Origin of the sequence: Trebonia kvetii (genome assembly GCF_007827045.1) — a bacterium.
In the GTDB taxonomy this organism is placed as follows: domain Bacteria; phylum Actinomycetota; class Actinomycetes; order Streptosporangiales; family Streptosporangiaceae; genus Trebonia; species Trebonia kvetii.
Map to the genome: position 1 here is coordinate 1,408,643 of NZ_RPFW01000001.1, position 25,214 is coordinate 1,433,856.

The window sequence follows — 25,214 nt, forward strand, 5'->3', positions numbered from 1 at the left end:
TAAGACGAGCAGGAAGGCGTTCCCAGTGACTACCGCCGAGGCGATTCGGCAACCGAGGGGCGCCTTCGCCGCCCTCACCGTGCGCAGCTACCGGATCTACCTCGCCGGCCAGAGCCTGGCCAACACCGGGTCGTGGATGCAGAGCATCGCCCAGGACTGGCTGATCTTCAGCCTCACGCGCAGTTCGGCCGCCGTCGGCGTGACGATGGCCCTGCAGTTCGGTCCGATACTGCTGCTCGGCATGCACGCGGGGATCGCGGCCGACCGGCTGTCTAAGCGGCGCATCCTGCTGATCACGCAGACGCTGAACGCCGTCAGCACCGCGCTACTTGCGGTCATCACCATCGCCGGCGCGGTCACCGCCGCCGACGTGTACGTGTTCGCGCTGCTGAGCGGGGTGATCTTCGCGTTCGACGTGCCCGCGCGGCAGGCGTTCGTCACCGACGTGGTGCCGGAGGGCCAGCTCCGCGCGGCCATCTCGCTGAACGCCGCGGCGTTCCAGGCCGCACGGCTCGTCGGGCCGGCCCTCGCCAGCGTCCTCATCGTGTGCGCGGGCACCGGCTGGGTGTTCGCCGCCAACGCCGCCTGCTACCTCGGCCCTACCGTCGGCCTGCTCCTGCTGCGACCTGCCGGCCTGCAGCCGTCCGCCGCCCCCGCCGCCTCCGCCGCCCGCTCACCGCGCGCGGCGCGCGAGGCCGCCGCGTACGTGTGGCGCCGGCCGGAGATTCTGTGGACGATCTTCCTCGTCGGCGTGCTCGGCACGTTCGGCCTCAACTTCCCGATCGTGCTCACCGCCATGGCGAAGTCGGCGTACGGGGACGATGCGAGCACCTACGGCCTGTTCAACATCGTTCTCGGGCTCGGCTCGGCGGCCGGCGCGGTGCTCGCAGCCGCGGGCGCCAGGCCGCGGACCCGCGCGATCGTGAGCTGCGCGGCGCTGTTCGGCGTGCTCCAGGTCGCCGGGGCGCTGGCACCGGGCATCGCCGTCTTCGCCGTGCTGCTCGCCGCCATGGGCCTGGTTAACCTGATCTGCCAGGCGATGGCCAACTCGGCCGTCCAGCTCGCCGTGGATCCGGAGATGCGCGGCCGTGTCATGGGCCTTTACATGCTGGCCTTCATCGGCGGCACGCCCATCGGCGCGCTCACCGTCGGCGAGATCACCAGCCACTTTGGCGCGCGGGCGGGCATGGCCTTCTGCGGCACGGTGCCAGCGGTCGCCGCGGTGGTCGTGGCCATCGTGCTGGCGGCGAGGGCACGCGGGGGCGCCGCCGCGCGGCGGCCGGACAACCCGAAAGTCCGCACCTTCGCACTATTCCCACACCACCCGAACGGGTCATATCGTGGTCGCCGGGGCCGGTCTTTTCCCGGGTGCACGTCACACCCCAAGCGAATGTGCATGATTGTCGCGAGGGGAGGCGAACCGAACGATGCCGCAAACGATTGTCCAGCCGCTGCGGCGCTGGGATCCGGATCGCATCGGCCCCTACGCCATCATCGGAAAGCTCGGGGCCGGAGCGATGGGACAGGTGTTTCTCGCCCGTTCGGCGGCCGGCCGCCTGGTGGCGGTGAAGACCATCAGGGTCGAACTGGCCGAGGAGGCTGGCTTCCGCGCCAGGTTCGCCCGTGAGGTCGCGGCGGCACGCCGGGTAAGCGGGGTGTTCACCGCCTCGGTCATCGAGGCGGACGCCGACGCCGACCTGCCCTGGGTCGCCACCGCCTATGTCCCCGCGCCGTCGCTGACCACGCTGGTCCGCAAGACGGGTCCGCTGCCGGTACCCGCCGTGCGCTGGCTCGCCGCGGGCTGCGCCGAGGCGCTGCAGTCCATCCACGGCGCGGGACTGCTGCACCGCGACGTCAAGCCGTCGAACGTGCTCGTGGCGCCGGACGGGCCGCGGGTCATCGACTTCGGCGTGGCCCGGGCGGCCGAGCGGGTGCAGCTCACCACCACCCGCGGCGCGGCGGGCACGCCCGCGTACATGGCGCCCGAGCAGGCCAGGGACGCCACGCAGGCCTCGCCGGCCAGCGACGTCTTCTCGCTCGGCGCGACGCTCGTGTACGCGGCGACCGGCCATCCGCCCTACCGGGGCGAGACGGTGATGGACATCCTGGTCCGGCTCGCCACCGAGCCGCCCGACCTGACCGGCATGCCAAAGGAACTAGACGCCCTGATCACCGCCTGCCTGGAGCGCGTGCCGCGGGACCGGCCGACAGACAGCGCGATTCTCGGCAGCCTCGGCTCCTTTTCCCTCCCGTCTGGTCCCGGGCACTCCTACCTGCCCGAGTCCGCGATGACGCTGATCGCGGAGTACCAGAACAGCCCGGTCCCGCCGGCCGGAGCCGGCCGCAGTGACTTCGGCGACGAGCCCGCAGGCGACGCGACGGACGGCTCGGGTGTCCGTTCGGCGCCCGAGGATGCCACGTCGGGCTCGCACACCGCACTGCCCGGCTTTCACTCGCTCGACGGCTACAACCTCGGGCGCGAATCGCCGGACAGCCGGCCGGCCCGGGTACCCGTCCGGCGCCTGCTGCCCGGTCACGCGGGCCGCACGCATCCTGGCGGCCGGGGGACGCTGCCAACCGGGATCTGGGCTGCCGTGGCCATCGCCCTGCTCGGCGCGGGCATCGGCCTGGGCCTCGCGCTGCAGTCCGGCGAAGCGAAGGCGCCGGGGTCGAGCGCCACCCTCGGCCCGGCGGCCAGCCCTCTCCCGTGTGCGACCACCACCGTGGGCACCACGCCGGAAATCTGCCTCAGCCAGCCGATGGGCGACGGCGACACCGTGTACATCATCCACGGCACCGGCTACCGGCCCTTCACCCCCGTGACGGTCGGGCTCGCCGGTCATGGCGTCTCGTCACTCGCGACGGTCACCGACCTGAACGGCACCTTCAACTACGCCGTCGACCAGGGGCATATCTTCTTCAAAGGCCTGATACCCCCGGGGACCTACCAGGTGTTCGTCACCGCCGCCGGCGAGCCGACCGCCCGTGCGTCGTTCCTCGTCAACGCCGGCGCGCTGCACCCGCCGCCGCCGGGCGGATCCGGCCCGCCGCCCGCATAACTCCCTGGTCCACCAGAGGTCCTCCTGACGGGAGCACCAGGCAGGGTCGGCAAGCAGCCGGAGGTCGCTTGGCGCGACGATGCCGTGCTCGATGAGCACCCGGACGGCGACCTCATCCGACAGGCGGACATCAGGCCCGGCGAGGCCGCGCTCGGTGATCTTGCGGCGCAGCACCTTGAGGTGCTCGGCGACGCGCGCGGCCAGCCGGTCGCGGAACTCCTGGTCGGTCTCGAACCGCTCGAGTTCGTGGTGCGCGCCGGTCACCTCAAGCGCCGCCCTGGCGATCTCCGGCGTGCGCGGTAGCGGCGACGTCGCGCCCGGGTCGGTGAGCCATGGCCGGCACCACATCAGCGCGACGAGGAAGAGCTTGGTCTTGGGGTCCAGGTAGAGCGGCAGCACCGTGCCGTCGCCCTCGGGCGCGGCAGGGCTCGCGGCGGGCTCCGCGTCGGCCGCCCCGGCCGTGCGCCGGTGCCGCCCGGGGACCATGACCGCGATCTGCAGCCCGTCGTCGAGCATGGCACGGGAGCCGACCATCGCCGTGCCCGCGTGGACCAGCCAGCCGCCGGCCGGTTCTCCGTCGCCCTCCACCCGCGGCAGCCGGATCCGGTATCCGTCGCCCGCCACGTACAGCGCGTGCGTCCGGCTGATGTTGGCGATCCAGGCACCTTCGGGGGTCGTCCTGATGATCCCGGCACGCCGGGAGAGTCCGCGCCCAGCGGAAATCGCCAGGTCTACCTCGGGTCCTCGCCCGAACACCAGCTGGCTGCCTTCGGTGAGCCGGATGACCTGGCCGGACGCGGTACTGACGTGCGTGGCCACCGGGCCAGTCTAAGCACGCGGGTTCCGTCAGGTGCACCCCCTGATTCGGGGATGGCGCCTCGGTTCGCGATGCGGTTAGCTCCAGATGGGGAGGCGCCGCACGCCGCGTTGGGAACAGCCCGCAAGGGCCGGGCCACGCGCCGGAGGGTGGGGACCAGGTTCTTTTGGTCCTGGGGTGATCCGGTGCAATGGTCACCGGCGCACGGCGTCTCGCCAAGGACGGGCAGCATTTTGGCTACCGGTCGAGCGGCAGCGCACGGCATTTCGCATTATGCGAGGGGGGGCGTGCGCTGCCGCGCCCGCCCCCAGAGCCGGGAAGCTGGCCCCGGCTTACCTCGCGTACTTGGTTATCTCAACTGCTCCAGACCTGGAACTCGGAGAGCTGCCCGGCTGGCCACCCCGTGTTGGCGGTGAAGTTGGCCCGCACGTAGCGGTAGCTGGCGGCGGGGAACGTGATCGTGACCGTGTTGCCGGTCGAGGGGTTGAAGGTGTAGTTGGCCGACGCGACGATCGTGGTGAAAGTCGAGCCGTCGGTGCTCCCCTGGATCGACAGCGTCTGCGTCCTTGTCGCCCATGAGGTGGATGGCGGGAGGTCGAGCACGAGCCTGCTGAAGCTCTTCGACGCGCCCAGGTCAACCTGGAACCACTGCGGGAAGGCGTTGTCCGTGCTCTCCCAGTAGGTGCTGGTGTTGCCGTCCACGGCGTTGGCGGGCACGTACGTCTGGGTGTATCCGCTCGCCGAGGCCGGCTGGTTCTGCGACAGGTTGGTTGGCGTGGTACCCGCGCCGGTGCCGGACAGCGCGACCGTGGTCGGGCTGTTCGTCGCGTTGCTTGTCATCGTCAGGCTGCCGGTGCGGGTTCCGGACGCGGTGGGCGTGAACGTGACGCTCACCGTGCAGGAGCCGCCCGCCGCGATCGACGTCCCGCAGTTGCTGGTCTGCGCGAAGTCGCCGCTGGCAGCGATGCTCGATACCGTCGCAGCCGCGGTTCCCGTGTTGGTCACCGTCACCGTCTGGGCGGCGCTTGTCGTGTTGAGTGCCTGGCTGGGATAGGTCAGCGAGGACGGGCTCGTCGCCAGGGTCGCCGACGAACCGCCACCGCCGGAGGCGGGGAAGACCGCGAAGTCCGAGAGCTGGCCGGCCGGCCAGCCAGTGTTCGCGGTGATGTTCACCCGGACGTACCTGGCGGTAGTCGCATTGGACGTGATGGTGACGGTGTTGTTGTTGGCGTTCGGGTCGAAGGTGTACCCGGCCGAACCCACGATGGTCGAGAAGTTCGAGCCGTCCGTGGAGCCGAGCACCGACAGGGTCTGCGTCCGCGCACCCCAGGCGGTCGACGGCGGGAGCCTCAGCGTGATCTTGCCGATGCTGTAGCTCTGGCCGAGGTCGACCTGTGCCCACTGCGGGAACGAGCCGTTGGCGCTTTCCCAGTAGGTGGAGGGGTCGGCGTCCGTGATGTTGGCGGCGACGTAGGGGCTGTTGGCCGAGCTTGCGGAGGCCGGCTGGCCGGCCGCGATGTTGGTGGTGCTCCCGATGCCGGAACCGGTCAGCGCGACGGTGACCGGGCTGTTGTTGGCGTTGCTGGTCACCGTCAGGGTGCCGGTGCGCGACCCGGCGGCGGTGGGCGTGAACGTGACGGTCACCGTGCAGGACCCGCCGACCGCGATGCTGGTGCAGTTGCTGGTCTGGCTGAAGTCCCCGGTCACCGCGACGCCGGAGACGGTCGCGGCGGCGGTGCCCGAGTTGGTCACCGTCACCGTCTGGGTGGCGGCGCTTGTCCCGACAACCGTGCCAGCGAAGGACAGGCTGCCCGGCGCGGCGTTCAGCACCGGCCCCGGCGCGATGCCGGTACCGGACAGGCTCACCGTGTTGGTGACGCCGCCGGCGTTGACCGTGAGGGTCCCGGTGCGCGTGCCGGTTGCCGTCGGCGAGAACTTGACGCTAACCGTGCACGAGCTGTTTGCCGCGATCGATGAACCGCAGGTGTTGGTCTGCGAGAAGTCGCCGCTGGCGGCGATGGACGAGACCGCTGCGGCCGCGCTGGTCGGGTTGGCGACCGTCACGGTCTGCGCGGCGGTGGTGGTGCCGGTCGCGGCCGTGCCGAAGCTCAGCGCGCTCGGGCTGGTGTTGACGCCGGTGACCGGGTAGGGCGGGTAAACCGGGGCCGGCCAGCCGTTGCACTGCGTCGGGGTGATGCCGGAGTTGCCGCCGCCATCGGTGATGACGAAGTTGCCGCCCTCACAGCTGTAGCTCGGCGCGACGGACTGCGCCACGCCGGTGGCCGTGACGTTGGTGAGCGTGGCGGTGCCGCCGGTCTGCTCCTGCAGGGCGAAGGTGCCGGCGCCGGCGATGGACACGTTGTTCAGGCTGACGTTGCTGATCGTGCCCTCGACCCACTGGATGGCCTCGTACGGGCTCTGCTCGATCAGCGCGTTGCTCACGTTGATCGGGCCCGGGCCCCAGCCCTGGCTGCCGTCGAACCACAGCGCGCCGACACCGAACTGCCAGTTCGGGTCGAGGTCGCCGTCGCGGATCATCGTGTTGTTAGAGATCGTGGTCAGGCCGACCGGGGTGGAAGTGAAGCGCTGGCCGACGTGGATGCCGCCGCCCTGGGTGATGCCAGAGTCGACGACCAGGTTGCCGCTGACGGTGTTGCTGTTGCCGCCGTAGACCGCGATGCCGTTGGCGAGCATCGGGTACTGGACGGTGTTATTGGAGATCGTGTCGCCGGAGTCCGCGCCGATGCTCGAGTCCGCCCACAGCGCGATGCCGTCGTCGCCGGTGTTGCGGATGTCGCTGTTGGTGATGGTCGAGTTGGTGACGCCGCCGTGCAGGTTGATGCCGTCCGCCGTGGTGTCGCGGATGCGCATGCCGCTGAAGGTCAGGCTGGTCATCGGCCCGTCCATCCAGGCGCCGACCTTCATGTGCTCGATCCAGATGTTCGACACGGTGGAGTTGCTCAGCGCACCGCCGATGCCGTTGACCTGAGCGCTATCGTCGCGCACCTGGGCGTTGCCGGAGATGGCGAAGTTCTGCAGGTGCACGTTGCTGCTCGGGTTCGGCGCCGAGTTGCCGTAGAAGCCGGGCGCCGTGCCGGTGACGGTGGAGTACCACGTGCCCGCGCCGGCGATCGTCACGTTGTTGACCGCGATGTGGCCGGGGATGTTGTAGGTACCCGGCGGTATCCAGACGGTCCCGCCCGCGCCCGCCGCGGAGATCGCGGCGTTGAACGCGTTCGTCGAGTCGTTCACGCCGCTTGAGTCCGCGCCTTCGCTCGTCACGGAAACCGAGCCGGACGGCTGCGTCAGCGCCGAGCCGACCTGCTCGAAATCGGCGAAGTCGACCGTGTAGGAGGACGCGGTGTCCTCCGAGTCGACCTGCAGCTTGAAGGTGGTGCCGGCCGGATAAGTGGCGGAAAATAGCCGGTGCACCTCGTCGTAGAAGTGATGCGGGTTGCTGCCAGGCGAGTTGGTGAACGGGTAGCTGCCGTAATACCAGCTATAGGCGTTGGTCAGGGTGAAGTCGGCCTGCTTGGTTCCGTTGATGTAGAGCGATAGTGGGGCTGTGTAAACGGAGCCGCCCGACGTGTCCGGAATGCTGTACCGGAAGTCGATGGAATTGGTCGCCACCGGCGTGGTGAAGGTGACGTACTGGCCGGAGCCCTGGAGAGTCACCGCCTTGCGGCCAGAAGCCTCGTCGGCGAGCTGGCCCTGGGTGTAGCTCGGGCCGATGACCGTGCCGTTAGTCGCGGAACTCTCGGCCTGAACCTCGGTGTACGGCAGGCTTGCGCCACTGCCTCCGGTCGCCGCCGCGAACGCCGGCTGGATCGCCACGGCCGCGACGCTCGCGGCCGCCAGCGAGACGGTGCCGATGCTCAATGCGAGCATCCGCCTCAGATTTCGGACAGAGTGGAACACCATTGCTCCTCTCGACGGGGAACGCCGGACTTCAGCGGCGCCTTCGACGTTGACGGTAAACTTCCTAACATCCCCTTGCAATATCTGAACTTGAATCTGGATGAGATTTACCGATTAAGGAAAACTTACGACGAAGATCGCGGAAGGAATTCGCAGCTCAGTGGCTTGTTGCCACTCTGATAACGAGTTGGTAAGCAGATTCCGTGCAAGCGCAGCCGAACGACGAGGCTATCGCAAGACTAGGCTGCAATGATTTACTGCAAAAAACTGCGCAGTTTCCGCAATTTTGCGATAACGATCGACGGGATGCTGGCGGGACGCACCGCGGCCTGCCCGCCGGCCTGCGAATCCTTATCGAAGGCTTACGTGCTGCTCTGGTCACGAACCGGCCCGCGAACAGGCACGTATGAAGGGTGGAAGGAACATTTCGGTCGCTCCACGGCCGGACACCCGACCCGAGAGGAGCTCGATGGCAGCCCCGAACCGCAATCCGGCCGGCCGGTACCCGGCGGGACGTGGCTGGCCTCCGGGAGCGCGTACTCCTGCTCCGCCGGCTCCGCCCCAGCAGGGGATGTGGCCGGGGCACCCGTCGGGACCGATAGCGCAGGCGACTCCGGTGTGGCCAGACCCGCCGGGTGGACGAGCGCCGGCCGGCCTGCTGCCGAGGCGCCAGACGGGGCCGCTGCCCGCCGCGCCTGGCCCGGTGCGGCGGAACGGGCCGCCAGGTCCGGGTAATACTTTCCCGGTTCGCACGACGGACCAGCTCAGGCGGGACACGCTGCTGGACCGGACGACCGCCCAGCTCCGGCCGGCGCCCGGTCACCGGCTGGCGCCGCCAGCCACCGTCAAGGGCAAGCCGCTCGTTCCTGGCCGCGGCACCGCGCGGGCCGTGCTGCCCAGTCTCGTCCTCGCCGTCATCGGCCTCGGCGCCGCCGCCGTCATCGCCCTGTGGTGGCGGGACAACCCGCGGATCTCCGGCACCGGCGAGCTGCTCACCGCGGCCGGCCGGGTGCTCGGCCTGCTCGCCGGCTACGGATTCGTCGTCCTTGTCGGGCTGATGGCCCGGCTGCCGCCGCTCGAGCGGCGGATCGGCAGCGACCGGCTTGCCCGCTGGCACGCCGCGGGAGGCAAGTACGTGATCACCCTGGTCACCGGTCACGTCCTGTTCATCGTGTGGGGCTACGCGGTCACCGCGCACGAGAAGGTGACGAGCGAGAGCATCACGCTGCTCACCTCCTACCCCGACGTGCTGATGGCGACCGTCGCGTGGTTCCTGCTGCTCGGCATCGGCTTCTCCTCCGCCAGGGCCGCGCGCCGCCGCCTGTCCTACGAGACCTGGTACTACGCGCACCTGTACACCTACCTGGCGATCGCACTCGCGTTCAGCCACCAGTTCGCCGACGGCGCCGACTTCGCGGCCAACGCGAAGGCGCGGATCGCCTGGTCGGCGCTGTACGCGATGGTCGGTGCGCTGATCGTCTGGTACCGCATCCTCACGCCGCTGCGCCGCGCCGCCAGGCACCGGTTCACCGTGCAGCACGTGCGACCGGAAGGACCCGGCATCGTGTCGGTGTTCGTGGCGGGCCGCGACTTCGACCGGCTCCGCGCCGAGCCGGGGCAGTTCTTCCGCTGGCGCTTCCTCACCCGCGAGCTGTGGTGGCAGTCCCACCCGTACTCGCTGTCCGCGATGCCGCAGACGGACCTGATGCGGATCACCGTCAAGGCCCGCGGCGAGCACAGCGACGCCATGGCCTCCCTGGCGCCGGGCACCAGGATCATCGCCGAGGGACCGTACGGCGCGTTCACGCCCGCGCTCAGCGGCCGCCGAGTGCTGCTGATCGCCGGCGGCGTCGGCATCACCCCGATCCGGGCGATGTTCGCCGCGCTGCCGAGCCGGATGTCGGACGGCATCACGCTGCTTTACCGTGCCAGTCACCCGCGCGACGTGGTGTTCAGCAGGGAACTCGACGCGATCGCCGCGGACAGGAACGCGACGCTGCACTACCTGATCGGCGCCAGGGACCGGCTCGGCTACGACCCGCTCTCCGCCGACTGCCTGCAGCGGCTGGTGCCTGGCCTGCACCGGTACGAGGCCTACGTGTGCGGACCGCCCGGCATGACCGAGGCCGCCGTGCGCTCGCTGCGCGCGGCAGGCATACCGCGCCGCCGCATCCACCACGAGTCGTTCGCCTTCTGAGCCCGCCCCGCAGCTTCTGACCCCGCCACGCAGCCGGACCCCTTGGAGGTTTCATGCGCCGCGCCATCCTGACTCTCGGCGGCACCGCCGCCGGCCTCGCCGCGCTTTTCTCGTTCAAGACGCACTCGCTCGCCGGGGTGGCCGCGCTCGGCACGCCGAGCAACCCGGGCACGGCCTCCGCGGCGCCGATGGGCGGGTCCGGGTCCATGATGCCGACCACCCCGTCCCACATGGGCACCATGGGTACCGGCAAGAGCACCAGCAAGAAGACCGGCATGGGGTCGGGCAGCAAGAAGTCCGGCATGGGCTCGGGCACCGGCAAGAAGACCGGCACGGGCATGATGGCGACGAAGCGGACACTCACCGGCGCCGTCGAGAACACCCAGTACGGCCCCATGCAGGTCCAAGTCACGCTGACCGGCACCAAGATCACCGAGATCACGGTGCTGCAGCACACCGACGAGGGCACGACGAGCGCACAGATCGACTCGACCGCCCTGCCGAAGCTGACCGCCGAGGCCCTCGCGGCGCAAAGCGCTCGCATCGACGCGGTGAGCGGCGCGAGTTACACCAGTTCCGGCTACATCCAGTCGCTGCAGAGCGCCCTGGACAAGGCCTGACCTCCAAGACTCTGGCGGACAAGAGGGTTGCCACCGCCAGATGGTGGATCGTCAGGAGGGCTACCGCCCTCCTGACGATCCACAACAATGCCGGGTAGGTCAGCCCGCGAAGAAGGCGGACAGGGCGGGGGCCACGTCGCGGTAGCTCCGTGCCTGCCGAAGCCGGCCCCTGCCGAGCCGTGCCAGGTCCCGTGCGAGATCGGGGTCCTGCTCGCCCGTCGTGTCGAGCAGGACGTCGAGCCTGGGCAGCCGCGCGGCCATCGGTCGCGGATCAGGCCCTGCGTTGTGCACGCAGTCGGAAAGCAGCACGACCCGCGCCTCCCGCGCCGGGACGCGGGACAGTTCGCGCCGCGCCGCCTGCAGCGGGAACGCCAGGTTGGTGAGCCCGCGTGCGGGTATCCGCAGCATCGACTCGACGAGCCGCTCGGGCGGCACGCGCTGTCCCAGGTGGGAGAGCACCGCCGCGTCGGACCAGAACGCGATCACCGCCAGGTTGTCCCTGGCCAGCTCGGCGGCCAGCGCGCCGACGGCGGCCGCCGCGGTACGCACCCGCTCGCCGCGCATCGAACCCGACACATCGACGAGTAGCACCACAGAACGGGCGGTGGTGACCCGCTCGCGCACCACGATGTCCTCGTCCTCCGGCACCGGGTGCTCGGTGAGCTGCTCCAGGGTCCGGTCCAGGTCGATGTCGTCCGAGCCGCCGCGGTACGGGACGCTCGCGACCTCGCCGCGGCCGCGGCGCGCAGTGCGGTCGGTGCGCGGCCGCGGCATCGCCAGCCGCGCCGCTATCTCCCTCGCCCGGCGCAGCGTCTCCGGATCCGGCGCCGCCTGCGCGCCGTCGAGGCCTGACGGCGACACCAGCGCCGCCCGCTCGTCGGTGGTCGATGGCCCGCCACTGCCGGCCGAGGTCTTGGGTTTTCCGGAACGGGTTCCTGGTTCCCCGCTTATCGTCAGCCCGCCTGCGGCGCCACGCGGCGGTGCGGCGTCGACCAGTGACGGTTCCTCGGTCAGCGTCTTCGGCTTGCGGCGCAGTGGCTTGAGCTGGTGTGCCCGATCCGGGCGGCGCGCCGAGCCTGACTCGCGGCGCAGCGGCGAGTCAGCCTCGACCGCTCTTCAACCGGGGGCCGCGGCCGCGGGGTCAAGAATGAAGTGGTCCTCCCAGATCTGGCGGAGCACCTGTTCGGGCGTGACGTCTACGGTCTCGTCGAGGAAGATCCGGCCGGACAGCGCGACGACCATGGCGTCGTAGACGGTGTCCCGGTGGGACTGCTCCGCTGCATCGCCGCGCCCTGGGGTTTCACTCTCGGAAGCAGGTGTATCGAGCTTCAACAGCTGCCCGGCGACCAGAGTCAGGTCGATGGCGCCGCGGACGGAGCTGCCCTGCCTGATGTCCTCGTGCTGCCGCGTGGCGCGGGTGACGGCGACGGCATCGGCGACCAGGCGCTCGTAGACGGCGGGCTTGAGGTCGGGGACCGGGGCGCGGAGCGTGACGATGCCGCGCTCGGCCGCCGCGTCCTGGTAGGTGATCGCGAGGCGGCACAGCCGGTCGTGCACGGAGGTGGACAGTCGGGTGGTGCCGATGTTGTCGTAGGGGTTCATCGAGGCGATCACCCGGAAGGTGTCGCGCGCGACGACCTCGCCGGCCCGCGGCACCGCGATGCGCCGTTCGGCCATCGCGGTGAGCAGCGTGTTGATCGTGTCCTCCGGCGCCCTGTTGAACTCCTCGATGTAGAGGAAGCCGCCCGCGCGCATCGCCTCGACCAGCGGGCCGTCGACGAAGTTCGCCGGGCTGTAGTCCTCGCGGAGCACCCTGGCCGGATTGTGGTGCCCGACCAGCTTGGCAGGGGTGAGATCCGCGTTGCCTTCGACGAACACCAGCGGGATGCCCCACTCCGCGGTGATCGCGCGCAGCAGCGTGGACTTGCTTGTGCCCGGCGGGCCCTCGAGGAGGACGTCACGGCCCGCCGCGACCGCGGCGAGCAGCAGTGCGAGTTCCCTCTCCCGGCCCACGACCCGGGCCTGCACGCGGTCCCTGACGTTGGCGAGCGGCTCGCGGCCGTCACGGCTTGTGGTCAATGCGGGGTACTCCTTACAGCCAGTGACGTAATGCCCGGATGTTAACATGTTAATGGCAGCACCTGCCAAAAGGCGGGGGGCGGGGCCTGGGTGCCACGGGGAGGTTCGGAGGTTCACGGGGGAGGTTCGGGAATGACCGAGCAAGGCGCTGCCGATCAGGCGGGTGCCCGCCGCGGGCGGCCGCCGTCCACCAGCCGGCGCGAGTTGCGGCTCATCGCGCTGCGCCTGTTCGCCGAGGACGGCTTCGAAAGCACCACCATCGAGCAGATCGCAGCCGAGGCCGGCGTCAGCGAGCGCACGTTCTTCCGGTACTTCACCACCAAGGCGAGCGTGCTGTGGGCCGAGTTCGAGACCGAGGTGGAGACGATCAGGGCTGCCCTGGCGTCGGTACCCGACGACGTGCCGATGATGGACGCGATCAGGAATGCGGTGGGCGCGGCCAACCACTACCACGCCGACGACGTGCCGGAGATGCGGATGCGGATGCACCTGATCGCGACGGTGCCCGCGCTGTCGTTCAGCGCCGCCGAGCACTACGAGGCCTGGGAACGGGCGATCAGCGAGTTCGCCGGGCGCCGCCTCGGCCAGCCGCCCGGCTCGCTCTACCCGCTGACCATCGGCCGCTCGGCACTCGCCGCCTGCCGCGCCGCCTATGACCGCTGGTCGGCCCGGGCGGACAACGACCTGACCGCCTACCTGGACGCCGCGCTCAGCGCGCTCGCGGCCGGGTTCGACCCGGCCACGATCGCCCGCGCACTCGCCGAGTTCGAGGTCTCGGTGCCCGGTTAGCCCTGCGGGGTAGCCTGTGACTGGGTCAGAGGCAACCTTCAGTGCACGTTCAGGAACGGGGGTTACCGTCCGGACATGGACGAGTTCAGGGCGCGCCGCGTCGTCGACGCCCTTCGCGACCGTGGCGTCAACGCACACCTGCTGCGGGGCACCACTGAGTTCGGAGTGCGCGTGTCGCTGCCAGGCGGACGCGAGGCAGAGTGGGACAACGACGGCACCGCGGGGCTTGAGGCCCAGGTGATGCTCGACGGGATGCTCGTCGGGTACGTGCCGGTCATCGCGGGCTCCGAGGACTTCGACGAGGCACAGGTCGTCGACGCCATCGCCAGGACCGATTACGACAAGCCCATCGCCACCCAGCGCGCCGTCGCGCCGGCCGCGCCGCCGCTGACTCGCGAGGGCGGCGTGTTCCGCCGCTTCCTCGACGGCTTCCGCTACCGGTAGCCACCGTGACGCCAGGCGGACAGGGTCAGGCCCGCCCGGCGTTCCGGGACGGTTAGTCGTCTAGGCGGCCGGCGTCTTGCGGGTCTAGCGACTCCGGCGACACTGGCCGGCGTTTGTGGCCGTTCGGGCTGGCGGGAGCATCCGCCTGGTTCTCGGCGACTGCGCTGTCTGCCACGGTTCCGGTGACCGCCGGGGGCTGGGCGCCGGCCGCGGGAGCGGTGGCGGGCGCCGCCCACTGCTTCAGCTCCACCTGCGGGATCAGCCAGGTGGCGAAGAAGGCGATCGCGGCGATCGGCACCGCGACGAGGAACACCGTCTGGATCGACTCGGCGTAGCCGGCCACGAAGCCCTCGTGCACCACGGCGGGCAGCTTGGCGAGCGTCGCCGGCGTGATGTCGCTGGTGCTGAAGCCCCCGGGCAGGCCGATCCCGTGCAGATGGCTTGCCAGGTTGCCGACGAGCACGTTGGCGAAGATGGCGCCGAAGATCGCGGTGCCGAAGGAGCCGCCGATCGAGCGGAAGAACGTCGCCCCCGAGGTGGCCACGCCGAGCTCGCTGTGCGGGACGCCGTTCTGCACGATGATCACCAGCACCTGCATGACACCGCCCAGGCCCATGCCGAGCAGCAGCATGGACAGCGAGTCCTGCAGGGTGGACGTCGTGGGGCTCATCAGCGAGATCAGGTACAGGCCGAGCGTCATCAGGGCCGTGCCCGCGATCGGGAAGTACCGGTACTTGCCGGTCCGCGCGATGACCTGCCCGGAACCGATCGAGACCGCGAGCACGCCGGCCATCATCGGCAGCAGGTACAAGCCGGAGATCGTGGGCGAGATGCCCCTGACCACCTGGAAGAACGCGGGCAGGAAGGCGATCGCGCCGAACATGCCGAAGCCGACGACGAAGCCCACCAGGCTGGTCACGGAGAATACCCGGTTGGTGAACAGGTGCAGCGGCAGAATGGGCTCGTCCGCCCGCCGCTCGGCGAACACGAACGCCACGATCAGCACGGCCCCGGCGATGCCGAGGGTGTAGATCGGCGCGGACGCCCACCGGTAGGTGGTGCCGCCGAGGCTGGTCAGCAGGATCAGCGCGGTGGTGGCGAGCGACAGCAGGATCGTGCCCAGGTAGTCGATCTTGTGGTGCACCCGGCGCAGCCTGCCCGGAACCTGGCTGGCGACCACGACGAGCGCGATCGCGCCGATCGGGATGTTGATGTAGAAGATCCAGCGCCAGCTCAGGTTGTCCACGAAGACGCCGCCGAGCAGCGGGCCGACCACGCTGGCCAGGCCGAAGGTCGCGCCGAACAGTCCCTGGTACTTCCCGCGCTCGCGAGGCGAGACCACGTCCCCGACGATCGCCTGGGCGCCGACCATCAGGCCGCCGCTGCCGAGGCCCTGGACCGCGCGGAACGCGATGAGCATGACCATCGAGGTGCTGAGGCCGGACAGTACCGAGCCGATGAGGAAGATGACGATGGCGGCCTGGAAGAAGACCTTCCTGCCGTACATGTCGCCGAGCTTGCCCCACAGCGGGGTGGACACCGTGGTGGCCAGCAGGTACGAGGTGATCACCCACGCGATGTGCGAGCCGCCGCCGAGGTCGCCGACGATGGTCGGCAGCGCCGTGGACACGATCGTCTGGTCAAGCGCGGCGAGCAGCATGCCGCACATCAGCGCGCCGATGATGAGCAGGATGCGGCGGCGGCCGAGCCCCGGCAGCGCGCCGCCGGCGTAGTCGTCCGTCATTGCCGACCGCGGTCCCTCCGCGGGCACGGGGGTGGCCGATGCCATCAGCGGTCCCTCCTGTCTGTCACGTTCTGTCCTGTCACTGTTGCCTGAATGCCACGGAAGGCGCTGTCTTCCGGCAGGCCCTCCGCGAGTCCCCGGAACGCCTGCTCAACGAGCTGGCCGAGCGGGACCGCGCCGGCGGAGCCGCCCCAGAACGCCATGCAGGCGCGGAAGATGCCAACGGAGGCGGCGGCAAGTACCAGCGGGTAGGGGTCGCTGTCGGGATCCGCGCCGAGCCGGTCAGCGAGTCCCTCGGCGATGGCCCGCTCGATCATCGCCATCTGCGCCGCGTGCGCGGCGCGCACCTGCGGGTCGCTGCGCGCCATCTTCATCCGCCGCACCCAGTCCGCGGGGTCGCCGCCGAGCGACCGGAGCTCGTCGGCCCGGGCCTCGGCGTCCGCGGCCAGCACCGTGCGCAGCGCGTCGATGGCCGGCTGGCCGGGCGCGCTGGTGGCGATCGCCTCGCGCAGCCTGGCGGCCCGGTCCGGTTCGCCGCCGAAAAGCACGGCCTCCTTGGACGTGAAGTAGTTGAAGAACGTGCGCGGCGACACGTCCGCCGCCTCGGCGATGTCCTCGACGGTGACATTGGCCAGGCCGCGTTCCGACACAAGCTCGAGCGCCGCGCGCCGCAGCAGCCGGCGGGTTGCCAGCTTCTTGCGCTCGCGCAGCGATACCTGCGTCTCCGCGACGGGAGCAGTCCCTGTCAGGGTCATGATGCGCTCACCGAAATCTTCCGGCCGGTTCCAAGTTGCACGCATAGAATAATTGCAGCGTCTGCAACTATCAACCCTGCCCGGTAATTCCCGAATGCCCTGAGCAGGCATTTTGCCCGCATTGACCGGCATGCGGAGTCGGCTGAAGCTGGCGCCTGAGGCGGGATCTAGCATGGGAGCGGATGCCTGCGGGCAGTCAGGTCACCACCGGCTGAGGCGAAGGACGTCATGTTCAACGGGTTGCTGTTCTTTCCGATCACGCCGTACCTGGATGACGGGGAGGTTGATCTTGACGAGCTCGCGGCGCACATCGGCCGCGGCGTGGACGCGGGAGCCGGCGGGGTGTTCGTCGCCTGCGGCACCGGGGAGTTCAGCGCGCTCGAGCCAGGCGAGTACGGCGAGGTCGTGCGGGCCGCCGTGGCGGCCATCGGCGGCCGGGTGCCGGTATACGCCGGCGCGGGCGGTCCGGTCCGGACAGCACGCCGGTTCAGTGACCTGGCCGCCGCGGCGGGCGCCGACGGGGTGCTGCTGCTGCCGCCCTACCTGACAGAGGCGAGCGGGCCAGGACTCGTCGCCTACGTGCGGGAGGCGACAAGGGAAGACCTGCCCGCCATCGTCTACAACCGGGCCAACGCGCGCTTCGACGAGCGCAGCGCGGTCGCGGTCGCCCAGCTGCCGCAAGTCATCGGCTTCAAGGACGGCGCGGGCGACCTGGACCTGATGAGCAGGATCGTGCGCGCGGTTCGCGATGAGGTGGACCACAACTCGTTCCTCTTCTTCAACGGGATGCCGACGGCGGAGGTGACGCAGCGCGCCTACCGCGCCATCGGCGTGCCGCTGTATTCCTCGGCCGCGTTCGCCTTCGCGCCACGGATCGCGCTCGGCTACTACGACGCGCTCGAGGCCGGCGACCTGGCGACGCTCGAGGCGCTCGAGCGGTCGTTCTACCACCCGCTCGCCCGGCTGCGGGCGCGCGGCGCCGGGTACGCCGTCTCGCTGATCAAGGCGGGCGTCGAACTCGCCGGGCATCCAAGCGGCGGCGTCCGGCCGCCACTCACCGAGGTGGCACCTGAGCACCGGGAGGAGCTGGCGCGCATCCTCGCCGCCGGGCTCGACGCGCTGCCCGATACGGTGGCCGCCGATCCCATGACCACAGGGCGCTGACCAGCCGATGACGACCACGAGCATCCGCATCACCGGCGTCACCGTCACCCCCGTCGCGTTCACCGATCCGCCGCTGCTGAACTCGGTCGGCGTGCACGAGCCGTTCGCGCTGCGCGCCATCATCGAAATCGCCACCGACGCCGGCCTGACCGGCCTCGGCGAGACCTACGCGGATGAGAAGCACCTGGCCGCGCTGCGCGCCGCCGCAGCGGCGATCGAGGGCGTCGACGTCTACCGCACCGAGGAGATCTACCGCCGGGTCCAGGCCCTGCACCCGGCTGAGACGCTGGTCTCCTCCGGCCTGGTCGGGCAGACCGCGGCGACCGACCGGGTGTTCTCGCCGTTCGAGGTGGCCTGCCTCGACATCCAGGGCAAGGCGGCGGGCCGGCCGGTCGCCGACCTGCTCGGCGGCGCGGTGCGCGACGCCGTGCCGTTCTCTGCCTACCTGTTCTACAAGTGGGCCGAGCATCCGGGCGCCGACGCCGACGACTGGGGCGAGGCGCTCGACCCGGACGGCATCGTTGCCCAGGCCAGGCGGCTCGTCGACGGCTACGGCTTCACCGCGCTCAAGCTCAAGGGCGGGGTGTTCCCACCGGTGCAGGAGATCGAGGCGGTCCGCGCGCTGCGCGACGCCTTCCCCGATCATCCGCTGCGGCTGGACCCGAACGCCGCGTGGACCCCGTACACGTCGGTCAAGGTCGCCCGCCAGCTCGACGGCGTGCTTGAGTACCTGGAAGACCCGACGCCGGGCATCGACGGCATGGCCGAGGTGGCGCGCAAGGCACCGATGCCGCTCGCCACCAACATGTGCGTGGTCGCCTTCGGCCACGTGCCGCCCGCCATCCGCGCGAACGCGGTCCAGGTCATCCTGTCCGACCACCACTATTGGGGCGGGCTGCGCCGCTCCCAGCTGCTCGCCGGGATCTGCGAGACATTCGGACTGGGACTGTCCATGCACTCCAACTCGCACCTGGGCGTCAGCCTGGCCGCGATGGTCCACCTGGCCGCCGCGGTGCCCAACCTGACGTACGCCTGCGACACCCACTGGCCATGGAAGTCGCAGGACGTGGTGGCGGGCACCCCGTTCACGTTCCGCGGCGGGTCGCTCGCCGTGCCGTCCGGCGCTGGCCTCGGCGTCGAGCTGGACAGGGACCAGTTGGCCCGGCTGCACGAGCAGTACCTGGCCTGCGGGCTGCGCAACAGGGACGACACCGGCTACATGAGCCGCGTCGTCCCCGGCTATCAGCGCAAGCAGCCTCGCTGGTAACCGGCGATCACCGCGTTATCCCTCTATTGTCGGATAGTGACTCGCAGGCCGGGGCGGCAGCAGACGGGAGCGGTGAGGCGCTGGCATGACCTGGCGGCACCGGGAGAGCCTCGGCCTCGCCGCGCCCGTGTACTAGTGGCAGCCCTTATCAGGCCGGCTGCTTGTCCACCGACGCGCGGTAGATTTCCTCGATCGAGGACTCGAGCGTGGCGCCGAACTCCTCGTCGCTCTGCTCCGCGGTCAGCCCCTGGAGCAGCGCGCGGGAGAAGCTCGCGATCAGCGAGGAATCGCGTTTCAGCAGCTCGCAGGCCTCGTCACGGCTGTAGCCGCCCGACAGAGCGACGACGCGGAGCACCCGCGGGTCGGCCGCCAGCTCGCCGTACAGGCCCACCTCGGTGGGGATGGTCAGCTTGAGCATGATCCGCGCCTCGGCAGGCAGCCCCTCGAGGTGCCTGGTAATGGCGTCGCGCAACAGCGTCTCGGCGTACTCCTTGTGCAGGCTGGAGATGCTGACCTCGGGCTCGAGGATCGGGACCAGGCCAGCCGCGCGGATCCGTGCAGCGTAGTCGAACTGCTGGTAGACGATCGCCTCGATGCCCGCCTCACTGGCGTCGTTGATCACCGACCGCATCTTGGTGCCGAAGACGTGGTTCTTGTTCGCCCGCTCAAGCAGCTCATCGAGCGTGTCGATGGGCTTCATGAGCTGCACGCCGTCCTGCTCGGCGGCGAGCCCCTTGTCTACCTTGAGGATCGGGACCACGTTCTTCGCCGACCACAGGTACTCGGCAGTGGGGACTCCCTCGACGGTCCTGTCCATGGTCTGCTCGAACAGGATCGCGGCGAGCACTCGCTTGCCGTCGAACGCAGGGTTGGTGAGCACCCGGGTGCGCATCGCGTGCACGAGATCGAACATCTCGTCCTCGGTGCTGTAGGCATCCTTCGGTATGCCGTACTCGGCGAGAGCCTTGGGTGTGCTGCCGCCGCTCTGGTCCAGGGCTGCGAAGAAGCCGAGCCCTGTCCTGACCTTCTCAGACTGTGCAGTGTCCACCCCTCCACACTGCCACCTGCGCGGCGGCCACGCTAGCGGGACCGTCAGGTCGCTCGCTCCCATCAGGTTCGCCGGCCAGTTCGCTCCGCAGGGCCGGCATGGAGTGCCACCCGGTGGGGAGGGTGCAGCTATGACCACCACAGGAATCACCAGCGACATATCACTCGACGTGGTGGCCGACCTGGCCGCACAGCTGCGGGTCGACTCGATCCGCAGCTCGACGAGCGCAGGATCCGGCCATCCCACTTCAAGCATGTCCGCGGCCGACCTGCTCGCGGCTCTTGTCGCCCGCCACCTGCGCTACGACTGGGACGATCCGCGGCTGCCGGTCAACGACCACCTGATCTTCTCCAAGGGACACGCGTCCCCCCTGCTCTACTCGGTGTTCCGGGCCGTCGGCGCCGTCTCTGAGGACGAGCTGATGAACGGCTACCGGCGGTTCGGCCAGCGGCTCGAGGGGCACCCCACGCCGATACTGCCCTGGGTCGACGTGGCGACGGGCTCACTCGGCCAGGGTCTGCCGGACGGCGTCGGCGTCGCGCTGGCCGGCCGCTACCTGGACCGGCTTCCGTACCGGGTGTGGGTGCTCTGCGGTGACAGCGAGCTCGCCGAAGGCTCCATCTGGGAGGCGCTCGACAAGGCGTCCTACTACCGGCTGTCCAACCTTGTCGTTATCGCTGACATCAACCGGCTCGGCCAGCGCGGGCCCACCGACCTCGGCTGGGAGCTCGACGCCTACGCGCGGCGCGCGGAAGCGTTCGGCGCGCACGTGCTTGTCATCGACGGGCACGACCTGGACGCGGTCGACCATGCGCTCGCCGAGGCGGCGGACAACGCCAAGGGCACCAAGCCCACGGTGATTCTGGCCAGGACCATCAAGGGCAAGGGGTTCTCCGAGGTCGAGGACAGCCCCGACTGGCACGGCAAGCCGTTCCCGCCGGACATGGCCGAGCGGGCGATCGCCGAGCTCGGCGGCGTCCGCGAGCTGATGATCCGCGGGCCGCTCCCGGTCCCCGCCGAGCCCGGGCCGGCGGCCGAGCACCCGAGCACGATCCCGCGGCAGCGCGACGCGGAGAACCCGGCGAGCGCGCAGTGGCCCGCCTACCCGGTGGGTGACAAGGTCGCCACCCGCAAGGCCTACGGCGACGCCCTCGTCGCGCTCGGCGGCCGGGACCAGAAGGTGGTCGCGCTCGACGGTGAGGTGAGCAACTCCACCCACGCCGACGAGTTCGCGCACGCCTACCCGGAGCGCTACTTCGAGATGTTCATCGCCGAACAGCAGCTGGTGGCCGCCGCCACCGGGCTCGCCGTCTGCGGCTACAAGCCGTTCGCCTCGACGTTCGCGGCGTTCCTCACCCGGGCCTACGACTTCATCAGGATGGGCTCGATCTCCGGCGCCGACGTACGGCTCGTCGGCTCGCACGCGGGCGTCGAAATCGGCGCCGACGGCCCGTCGCAGATGGCACTCGAAGACCTGGCCATGCTGCGCGCCGTGCACGGCTCGACGGTGCTCTACCCGGCCGATGGCACGAGCACCGCGGCGCTCGTCGACGCCATGGCGGGCATCAACGGCATCAGCTACCTGCGCACCACGCGCGGCGCCTACCCGGGGCTTTACCCCGACGGCGAGAAGTTCCCCGTCGGGGGCTCGAAGGTACTCCGTTCCGGGCCCGGAGACCAGGTGACGCTGATCGGCGCCGGGGTGACGCTGCACGAGTGCCTGCGCGCGGCGGACCTGCTCGTCCGGGTCGGCCTGCCGGTCCGCGTCGTGGACTGCTATTCGGTCAAGCCCGTCGACACCGCCGGGCTGGTCGCGGCCGCCGGGGCCACGGCCGGGCGGATCGTCGTCGCGGAGGACCACCACCCGGAGGGCGGGCTCGGCTCCGCCGTCGCCGATGCGCTGCTCGCCGCGGGGCAGCAGAACCTGCGGATCACCAGGCTCGCCGTGCGCGGGATGCCGGGCTCAGGTACCGGCCCCGAGCTGCTCGCCTGGGCGGGCATCGACGCGGAGCACATCGCCGCCGCCGCCCGCGAGCTGACCAGAACCTAGCGGCTAGCCAGGCGGGATCGATCCCCGGCCTGGTTGCCGGGGTGCGGGCCAACGGCCTTGCCGGCGTCTACTTCAACGAGAACCAGGGCACCGGCCAGTACCACCAGGACTGGGCGCTCACCTACGGCGCGTTCAATGTGCTGCGGGCCAGCCTGGCCGGCGCCGCCGCACGCGGCTGACCTGCGGCGGCGCAAACGAGCAAGGCCCCCTGTTCGCCAGGAGGCCTTGCCTGTTGCCAATCGCCTTGCCGTCAGGGCTTCGGCGTTACCGCCTTGGCCGCGGCCGGGAGGCCGAGGCCGAACTTGTTCCGCGCGTAGACCGTGAAGCCCCACAAGACCCCGGGCGTCAGCTTGACGGTGACCTTGGTCGTGTGCGGACCGACCTTCACGACGATCGGCTTATGCCCCTTCGCCGAGACGACGACGCGGTACTGGGTTACCACGCCGCCGCCGTTGTCACTCGGCGCCGACCAGCTGACCGTCGCCGACTTGACGCCCGCCTTCGCCGTCACGTTCCGCGGGGCCGTGGGGGAGCTCGCCTTGTAGGTGAAGGTGGCGGTCTTGGTGACGGCGCTGCGCGGGTGGCCGACCAGCGTCCCGCCGAGCGTGGTGATGGTGATGTTCACCTTCGTGCCCGCCTTGCCGGGCGGGGCCACGACCATGAGCGGGCCGCTCGGCCCCGCCTGCGGCTCGGCGAGCAGCTTGCCTGCCACCGACCCGAAGTCGACCGCGGTCACCTCGGAGTCCAGCGCACCCTGGATCGTCACCGTCGTGCCGCCGTGCGCCGGGCCGGCGGCCGGGCTGCTCGACGTGACGACTGGCCGCCCCGCGTAGACGAGCAGCAGCGTGTCAACCTTCGGGTTGATTTCGCTGCACCCGGTCGCGCTGCAGGCAAGCACGTCGACAGGGAACTCGAAGAACTGCGGGATGGCGACCGTCAGCGACGTGTCGGTCTGGTTGGTGATCGCGGTCGAGGTGGAGGTGAGGAAGCTCAGGTCACCCTGCGCCTGGAACACGACGCTTGTGACGTCCACCAGGCCGTGGCCAGTGATCTTGAGGTGACCCGGATTCGCCTGATCGGCCAAGTGCTTGGAGATGCTGGTAAGCACCGGGTTGCCCGCGTAGACGACCTTGGAGACATTGGACAGCTGGCCCGCGCTCACCAGCGACAGCGGCACCGCCAGGGGTTCGACGGTGAACTGCGGCGCGAACGGGATGCCCACGGTGATCTGCGTGGGCGTGATGCCAAGCACGTCGAAGTCCTGCGAGAACCCCTGGCCCGCCGTGCCGACGTTGACGTACTCGAGGGTCAGCAGGTTGAACCCGCTGCCCGTGATGACGTCAGCCGAGGAACCGTTCTCGTCGGCGTACGCCGGGCTCACCGAGGTGATGGCCGGCTTGGCCGCGTAGTCGTACTCCTGCGGTGCGGGCACGATCTCGCAGCCGCAGCCGGCGGGCGGCACGAACGCGCCGGCCGCGTTGAAGACGATCGGTCCCTGGTAGGCGGGGAGAATGCCCGGACCCGAACTGGTACCAGAAGGCGTGGTCACCGACACCGCGACCGCGCACATCCCCTGCGCCGCGGACACCGCGCAGGCGGCGTCGCTCGCCGGGACCTTGACGCTGATCTCGTTCGCGCTGAGCACGGTGAACGAGGTGGCAGCCACGTCACCGAAGTGGACGCTGGTGGCACCGGTCAGCCCCGCGCCGATGATGTGCACCGTGTTGCCGCCCGCCACCGGCCCGTTGGGCGCGCTGACGTAATCGACGACGGGCGCACCGGAGGCGTTGGCCGTGTACTGGTAGACGGCCGCGGCACTCGGCGAGCTCGACTGATGCCCCGCCGTCACCACCGCGACGTCGGCCCGGCCGCCGGCGCCGGCCGGGGTGCCGTTGGGCGCGTAGAACGGGGGCACGTTCACCGTGACGGCGGCCGCCGACCAGGTGACGACGCTCGCTCGCACGTTGCCGAAGTACACCGCGCCCGCGGCGGAGCCGAAGTTGGCGCCGTCAATGCGCACCGTCTCGCCGCCCGCGATGGACGTCGTTCCGCTGAGCTGAGTGAGCCCGCTCACCGTCGGGACCGGGGCCGTCTTTCCGGTGGCCGCTGCGCACATTTGCGCGGCGAGCCCCGGGGCGCCGTTGGCGTCCGTGATGCGCGGTGCGCCGAGCCCGGTGGCCAGGTCGTAGCCCTTGGTCGCCGGCCACGCGACGCCGGTGCCGACGCCGAGGTTGTCGTTGTTGCCCTTGGTGACGTCGCTGAACGCCTGCGCGTAAGCGGTGGGCGAGGCGGCCGCCACCTGGTAGAACAGCGGGTCGGCGAAGCCGACGCCGTGCGCCAGGGTCGCGCAGCCCTGCGAGCCGTTGATCTCGGCCAGCATCGCCGCCCACATCGGAGTGGACGAGGACGTGCCGCCGATCTGCGTCCAGAACCCGTCGTAGAAGATCGTCGGGCCGGACTGCGGGTCGGCGAGCGCGCTCACGTCGGGGGTCTCACGGCACTGCGTCCCCGACGGCAGCGTGCTGCCGATGCCCGCCAGGTGGTAGTTGTCCGCGGTGCCCGCCGGGTCGTTGCTGCACGCCTGGTTGACCGTCGACTGGTGCACCGCCACCGCGTCCTGCCACGGCTGCATGGCCCAGACCGCGGAGATGCCGCCGCCGCCCGCGCCGCCGTTGTTGCCGTTGTTCCACACGGTCTCCGCGGGCGGCTCGCTCGGGTTGGTGATCGTGGTACCGCCGACCGAGGTCACGTACGGCTGGCTTGCCGGGTCGTCGAGCGACAGGTTGGTCGCCACCGCCGTGCTGCCGTGCCCCGCGCAGTCATCGGAGCCGTCGTCGCCTGCCGAGGAGAAGACCGTCTGGCCCTGCGCGGCCATCTGCTCGAAGATCTCGTTCTCCACCTGGAGCACGCCCGGCGCGCCCTGCTGGACCTCGGTCTCGCACAGCCCCCAGCTCGAGGAGACCTGGCTGGCGTCGTCCGCGACCGCGATGGCGTTCCACGTGTCGAGCGGACCGAACGGGTCGTTCATGTTCGGTCCCTGGAAGACGTGAATCTTCGCGCCCGGTGCCAGCCCGGCGACGTCCTCGACGTCAAGCGCGGCCTCGGCGCTGCCCGGGCCGGTGCCCGGGCCGCCGTCGACCGACGTCACGGTGACCTGCTTGCTGTGGTCGGCGCCGAAGTAGCACTGGGTGAAGATCTTGATGTCGGACATCTGGAACGGCTCGAGCTCGTAGATGTCGACGGTCTGCGACGCGGCGAGATCG

The 25,214-nt window shown here is 70.4% G+C and carries 17 protein-coding genes and 1 pseudogene; 10 read left to right on the forward strand and 8 right to left on the reverse strand.

All coding sequences use genetic code 11. The annotated features are described in order from the left end of the window. Positions 1-25 precede the first annotated feature (25 nt). Together EAS64_RS44580 and EAS64_RS45615 are read left to right on the forward strand one after the other, a co-directional pair. Positions 26-1,627, forward strand: a complete 1,602-nt coding sequence (locus tag EAS64_RS44580) for an MFS transporter (protein WP_145851721.1) — start codon at positions 26-28, stop codon at positions 1,625-1,627. Next, positions 1,518-2,165 (forward strand): annotated as a pseudogene (locus EAS64_RS45615) (serine/threonine-protein kinase); the annotation flags it as partial. The gene EAS64_RS44580 and the pseudogene EAS64_RS45615, both read left to right, overlap by 110 nt. A gap of 687 nt (positions 2,166-2,852) precedes the next feature. On the opposite strand, the gene EAS64_RS44585 reads toward EAS64_RS45615, so the two are convergent. Further along, positions 2,853-3,878 (reverse strand): FHA domain-containing protein, encoded by a 1,026-nt coding sequence (locus EAS64_RS44585; RefSeq protein ID WP_222849043.1) that lies wholly within the window; start codon positions 3,876-3,878, stop codon positions 2,853-2,855. A gap of 352 nt (positions 3,879-4,230) precedes the next feature. Beyond that, positions 4,231-7,764: a choice-of-anchor D domain-containing protein gene (locus EAS64_RS06455; RefSeq protein ID WP_222849044.1), complete on the reverse strand. Its 3,534-nt coding sequence runs from the start codon at positions 7,762-7,764 to the stop codon at positions 4,231-4,233. A 646-nt stretch (positions 7,765-8,410) separates the two neighbouring features. Between EAS64_RS06455 and EAS64_RS06460 the strand changes: the two genes are divergently transcribed. Together EAS64_RS06460 and EAS64_RS06465 are read left to right on the forward strand one after the other, a co-directional pair. Continuing rightward, positions 8,411-9,991, forward strand: coding sequence for a ferredoxin reductase family protein (locus EAS64_RS06460; protein ID WP_246115544.1), 1,581 nt, complete (start codon positions 8,411-8,413; stop codon positions 9,989-9,991). Positions 9,992-10,044: 53 nt separating this feature from the next. Continuing rightward, the gene (locus tag EAS64_RS06465; RefSeq protein ID WP_222849045.1) at positions 10,045-10,611 is read left to right on the forward strand and encodes an FMN-binding protein; all 567 of its coding nucleotides are present in this window, start codon (positions 10,045-10,047) and stop codon (positions 10,609-10,611) included. A 99-nt stretch (positions 10,612-10,710) separates the two neighbouring features. Here EAS64_RS06465 and EAS64_RS06470 read toward each other — a convergent pair whose 3' ends face one another. Together EAS64_RS06470 and EAS64_RS06475 are read right to left on the reverse strand one after the other, a co-directional pair. After that, positions 10,711-11,472, reverse strand: coding sequence for a vWA domain-containing protein (locus tag EAS64_RS06470; protein WP_222849046.1), 762 nt, complete (start codon positions 11,470-11,472; stop codon positions 10,711-10,713). Positions 11,473-11,727: 255 nt separating this feature from the next. Further along, positions 11,728-12,690: an AAA family ATPase gene (locus tag EAS64_RS06475; RefSeq protein WP_222849047.1), complete on the reverse strand. Its 963-nt coding sequence runs from the start codon at positions 12,688-12,690 to the stop codon at positions 11,728-11,730. Between the two features lie 132 nt (positions 12,691-12,822). Between EAS64_RS06475 and mftR the strand changes: the two genes are divergently transcribed. Continuing rightward, on the forward strand, positions 12,823-13,479 hold the full coding sequence (gene mftR / locus EAS64_RS06480; RefSeq protein ID WP_145851724.1) for a mycofactocin system transcriptional regulator MftR: 657 nt from the start codon (positions 12,823-12,825) through the stop codon (positions 13,477-13,479). A gap of 75 nt (positions 13,480-13,554) precedes the next feature. Continuing rightward, positions 13,555-13,923 carry a hypothetical protein gene (locus EAS64_RS06485; RefSeq protein ID WP_145851725.1) on the forward strand — a complete coding sequence of 123 codons (369 nt, stop codon included), beginning with the start codon at positions 13,555-13,557 and terminating at the stop codon, positions 13,921-13,923. Between the two features lie 52 nt (positions 13,924-13,975). Here the strand turns inward: EAS64_RS06485 and EAS64_RS06490 are convergent, their stop codons facing one another. Together EAS64_RS06490 and EAS64_RS06495 are read right to left on the reverse strand one after the other, a co-directional pair. After that, on the reverse strand, positions 13,976-15,712 hold the full coding sequence (locus EAS64_RS06490; protein ID WP_246115545.1) for an MDR family MFS transporter: 1,737 nt from the start codon (positions 15,710-15,712) through the stop codon (positions 13,976-13,978). After that, positions 15,712-16,422, reverse strand: coding sequence for a TetR/AcrR family transcriptional regulator (locus EAS64_RS06495; RefSeq protein ID WP_187365721.1), 711 nt, complete (start codon positions 16,420-16,422; stop codon positions 15,712-15,714). The genes EAS64_RS06490 and EAS64_RS06495 overlap by 1 nt, the downstream gene beginning before the upstream one ends. Before the next feature lie 186 nt (positions 16,423-16,608). On the opposite strand from EAS64_RS06495, the gene EAS64_RS06500 reads away from it, so the two are divergent. Both EAS64_RS06500 and EAS64_RS06505 read left to right on the forward strand, forming a co-directional pair. Further along, entirely contained in the window at positions 16,609-17,586 is a 978-nt protein-coding gene (locus EAS64_RS06500; protein WP_281283219.1) for a 5-dehydro-4-deoxyglucarate dehydratase, read from the forward strand. A 7-nt stretch (positions 17,587-17,593) separates the two neighbouring features. Then, entirely contained in the window at positions 17,594-18,853 is a 1,260-nt protein-coding gene (locus tag EAS64_RS06505; RefSeq protein WP_145851728.1) for a glucarate dehydratase family protein, read from the forward strand. Between the two features lie 148 nt (positions 18,854-19,001). Here the strand turns inward: EAS64_RS06505 and EAS64_RS06510 are convergent, their stop codons facing one another. Beyond that, positions 19,002-19,901: a fructose bisphosphate aldolase gene (locus tag EAS64_RS06510; RefSeq protein WP_222849048.1), complete on the reverse strand. Its 900-nt coding sequence runs from the start codon at positions 19,899-19,901 to the stop codon at positions 19,002-19,004. A gap of 130 nt (positions 19,902-20,031) precedes the next feature. Here EAS64_RS06510 and EAS64_RS06515 point away from each other — a divergent pair, with 130 nt between their 5' ends. Further along, the gene (locus EAS64_RS06515; RefSeq protein WP_145851730.1) at positions 20,032-21,951 is read left to right on the forward strand and encodes a transketolase; all 1,920 of its coding nucleotides are present in this window, start codon (positions 20,032-20,034) and stop codon (positions 21,949-21,951) included. Between the two features lie 41 nt (positions 21,952-21,992). Continuing rightward, entirely contained in the window at positions 21,993-22,130 is a 138-nt protein-coding gene (locus EAS64_RS43375; RefSeq protein ID WP_187365722.1) for a hypothetical protein, read from the forward strand. Positions 22,131-22,201: 71 nt separating this feature from the next. On the opposite strand, the gene EAS64_RS06520 is transcribed toward EAS64_RS43375, so the two are convergent. Further along, positions 22,202-25,162 carry an IPT/TIG domain-containing protein gene (locus tag EAS64_RS06520; RefSeq protein ID WP_145851731.1) on the reverse strand — a complete coding sequence of 987 codons (2,961 nt, stop codon included), beginning with the start codon at positions 25,160-25,162 and terminating at the stop codon, positions 22,202-22,204. Between the last annotated feature and the right edge of the window lie 52 nt (positions 25,163-25,214).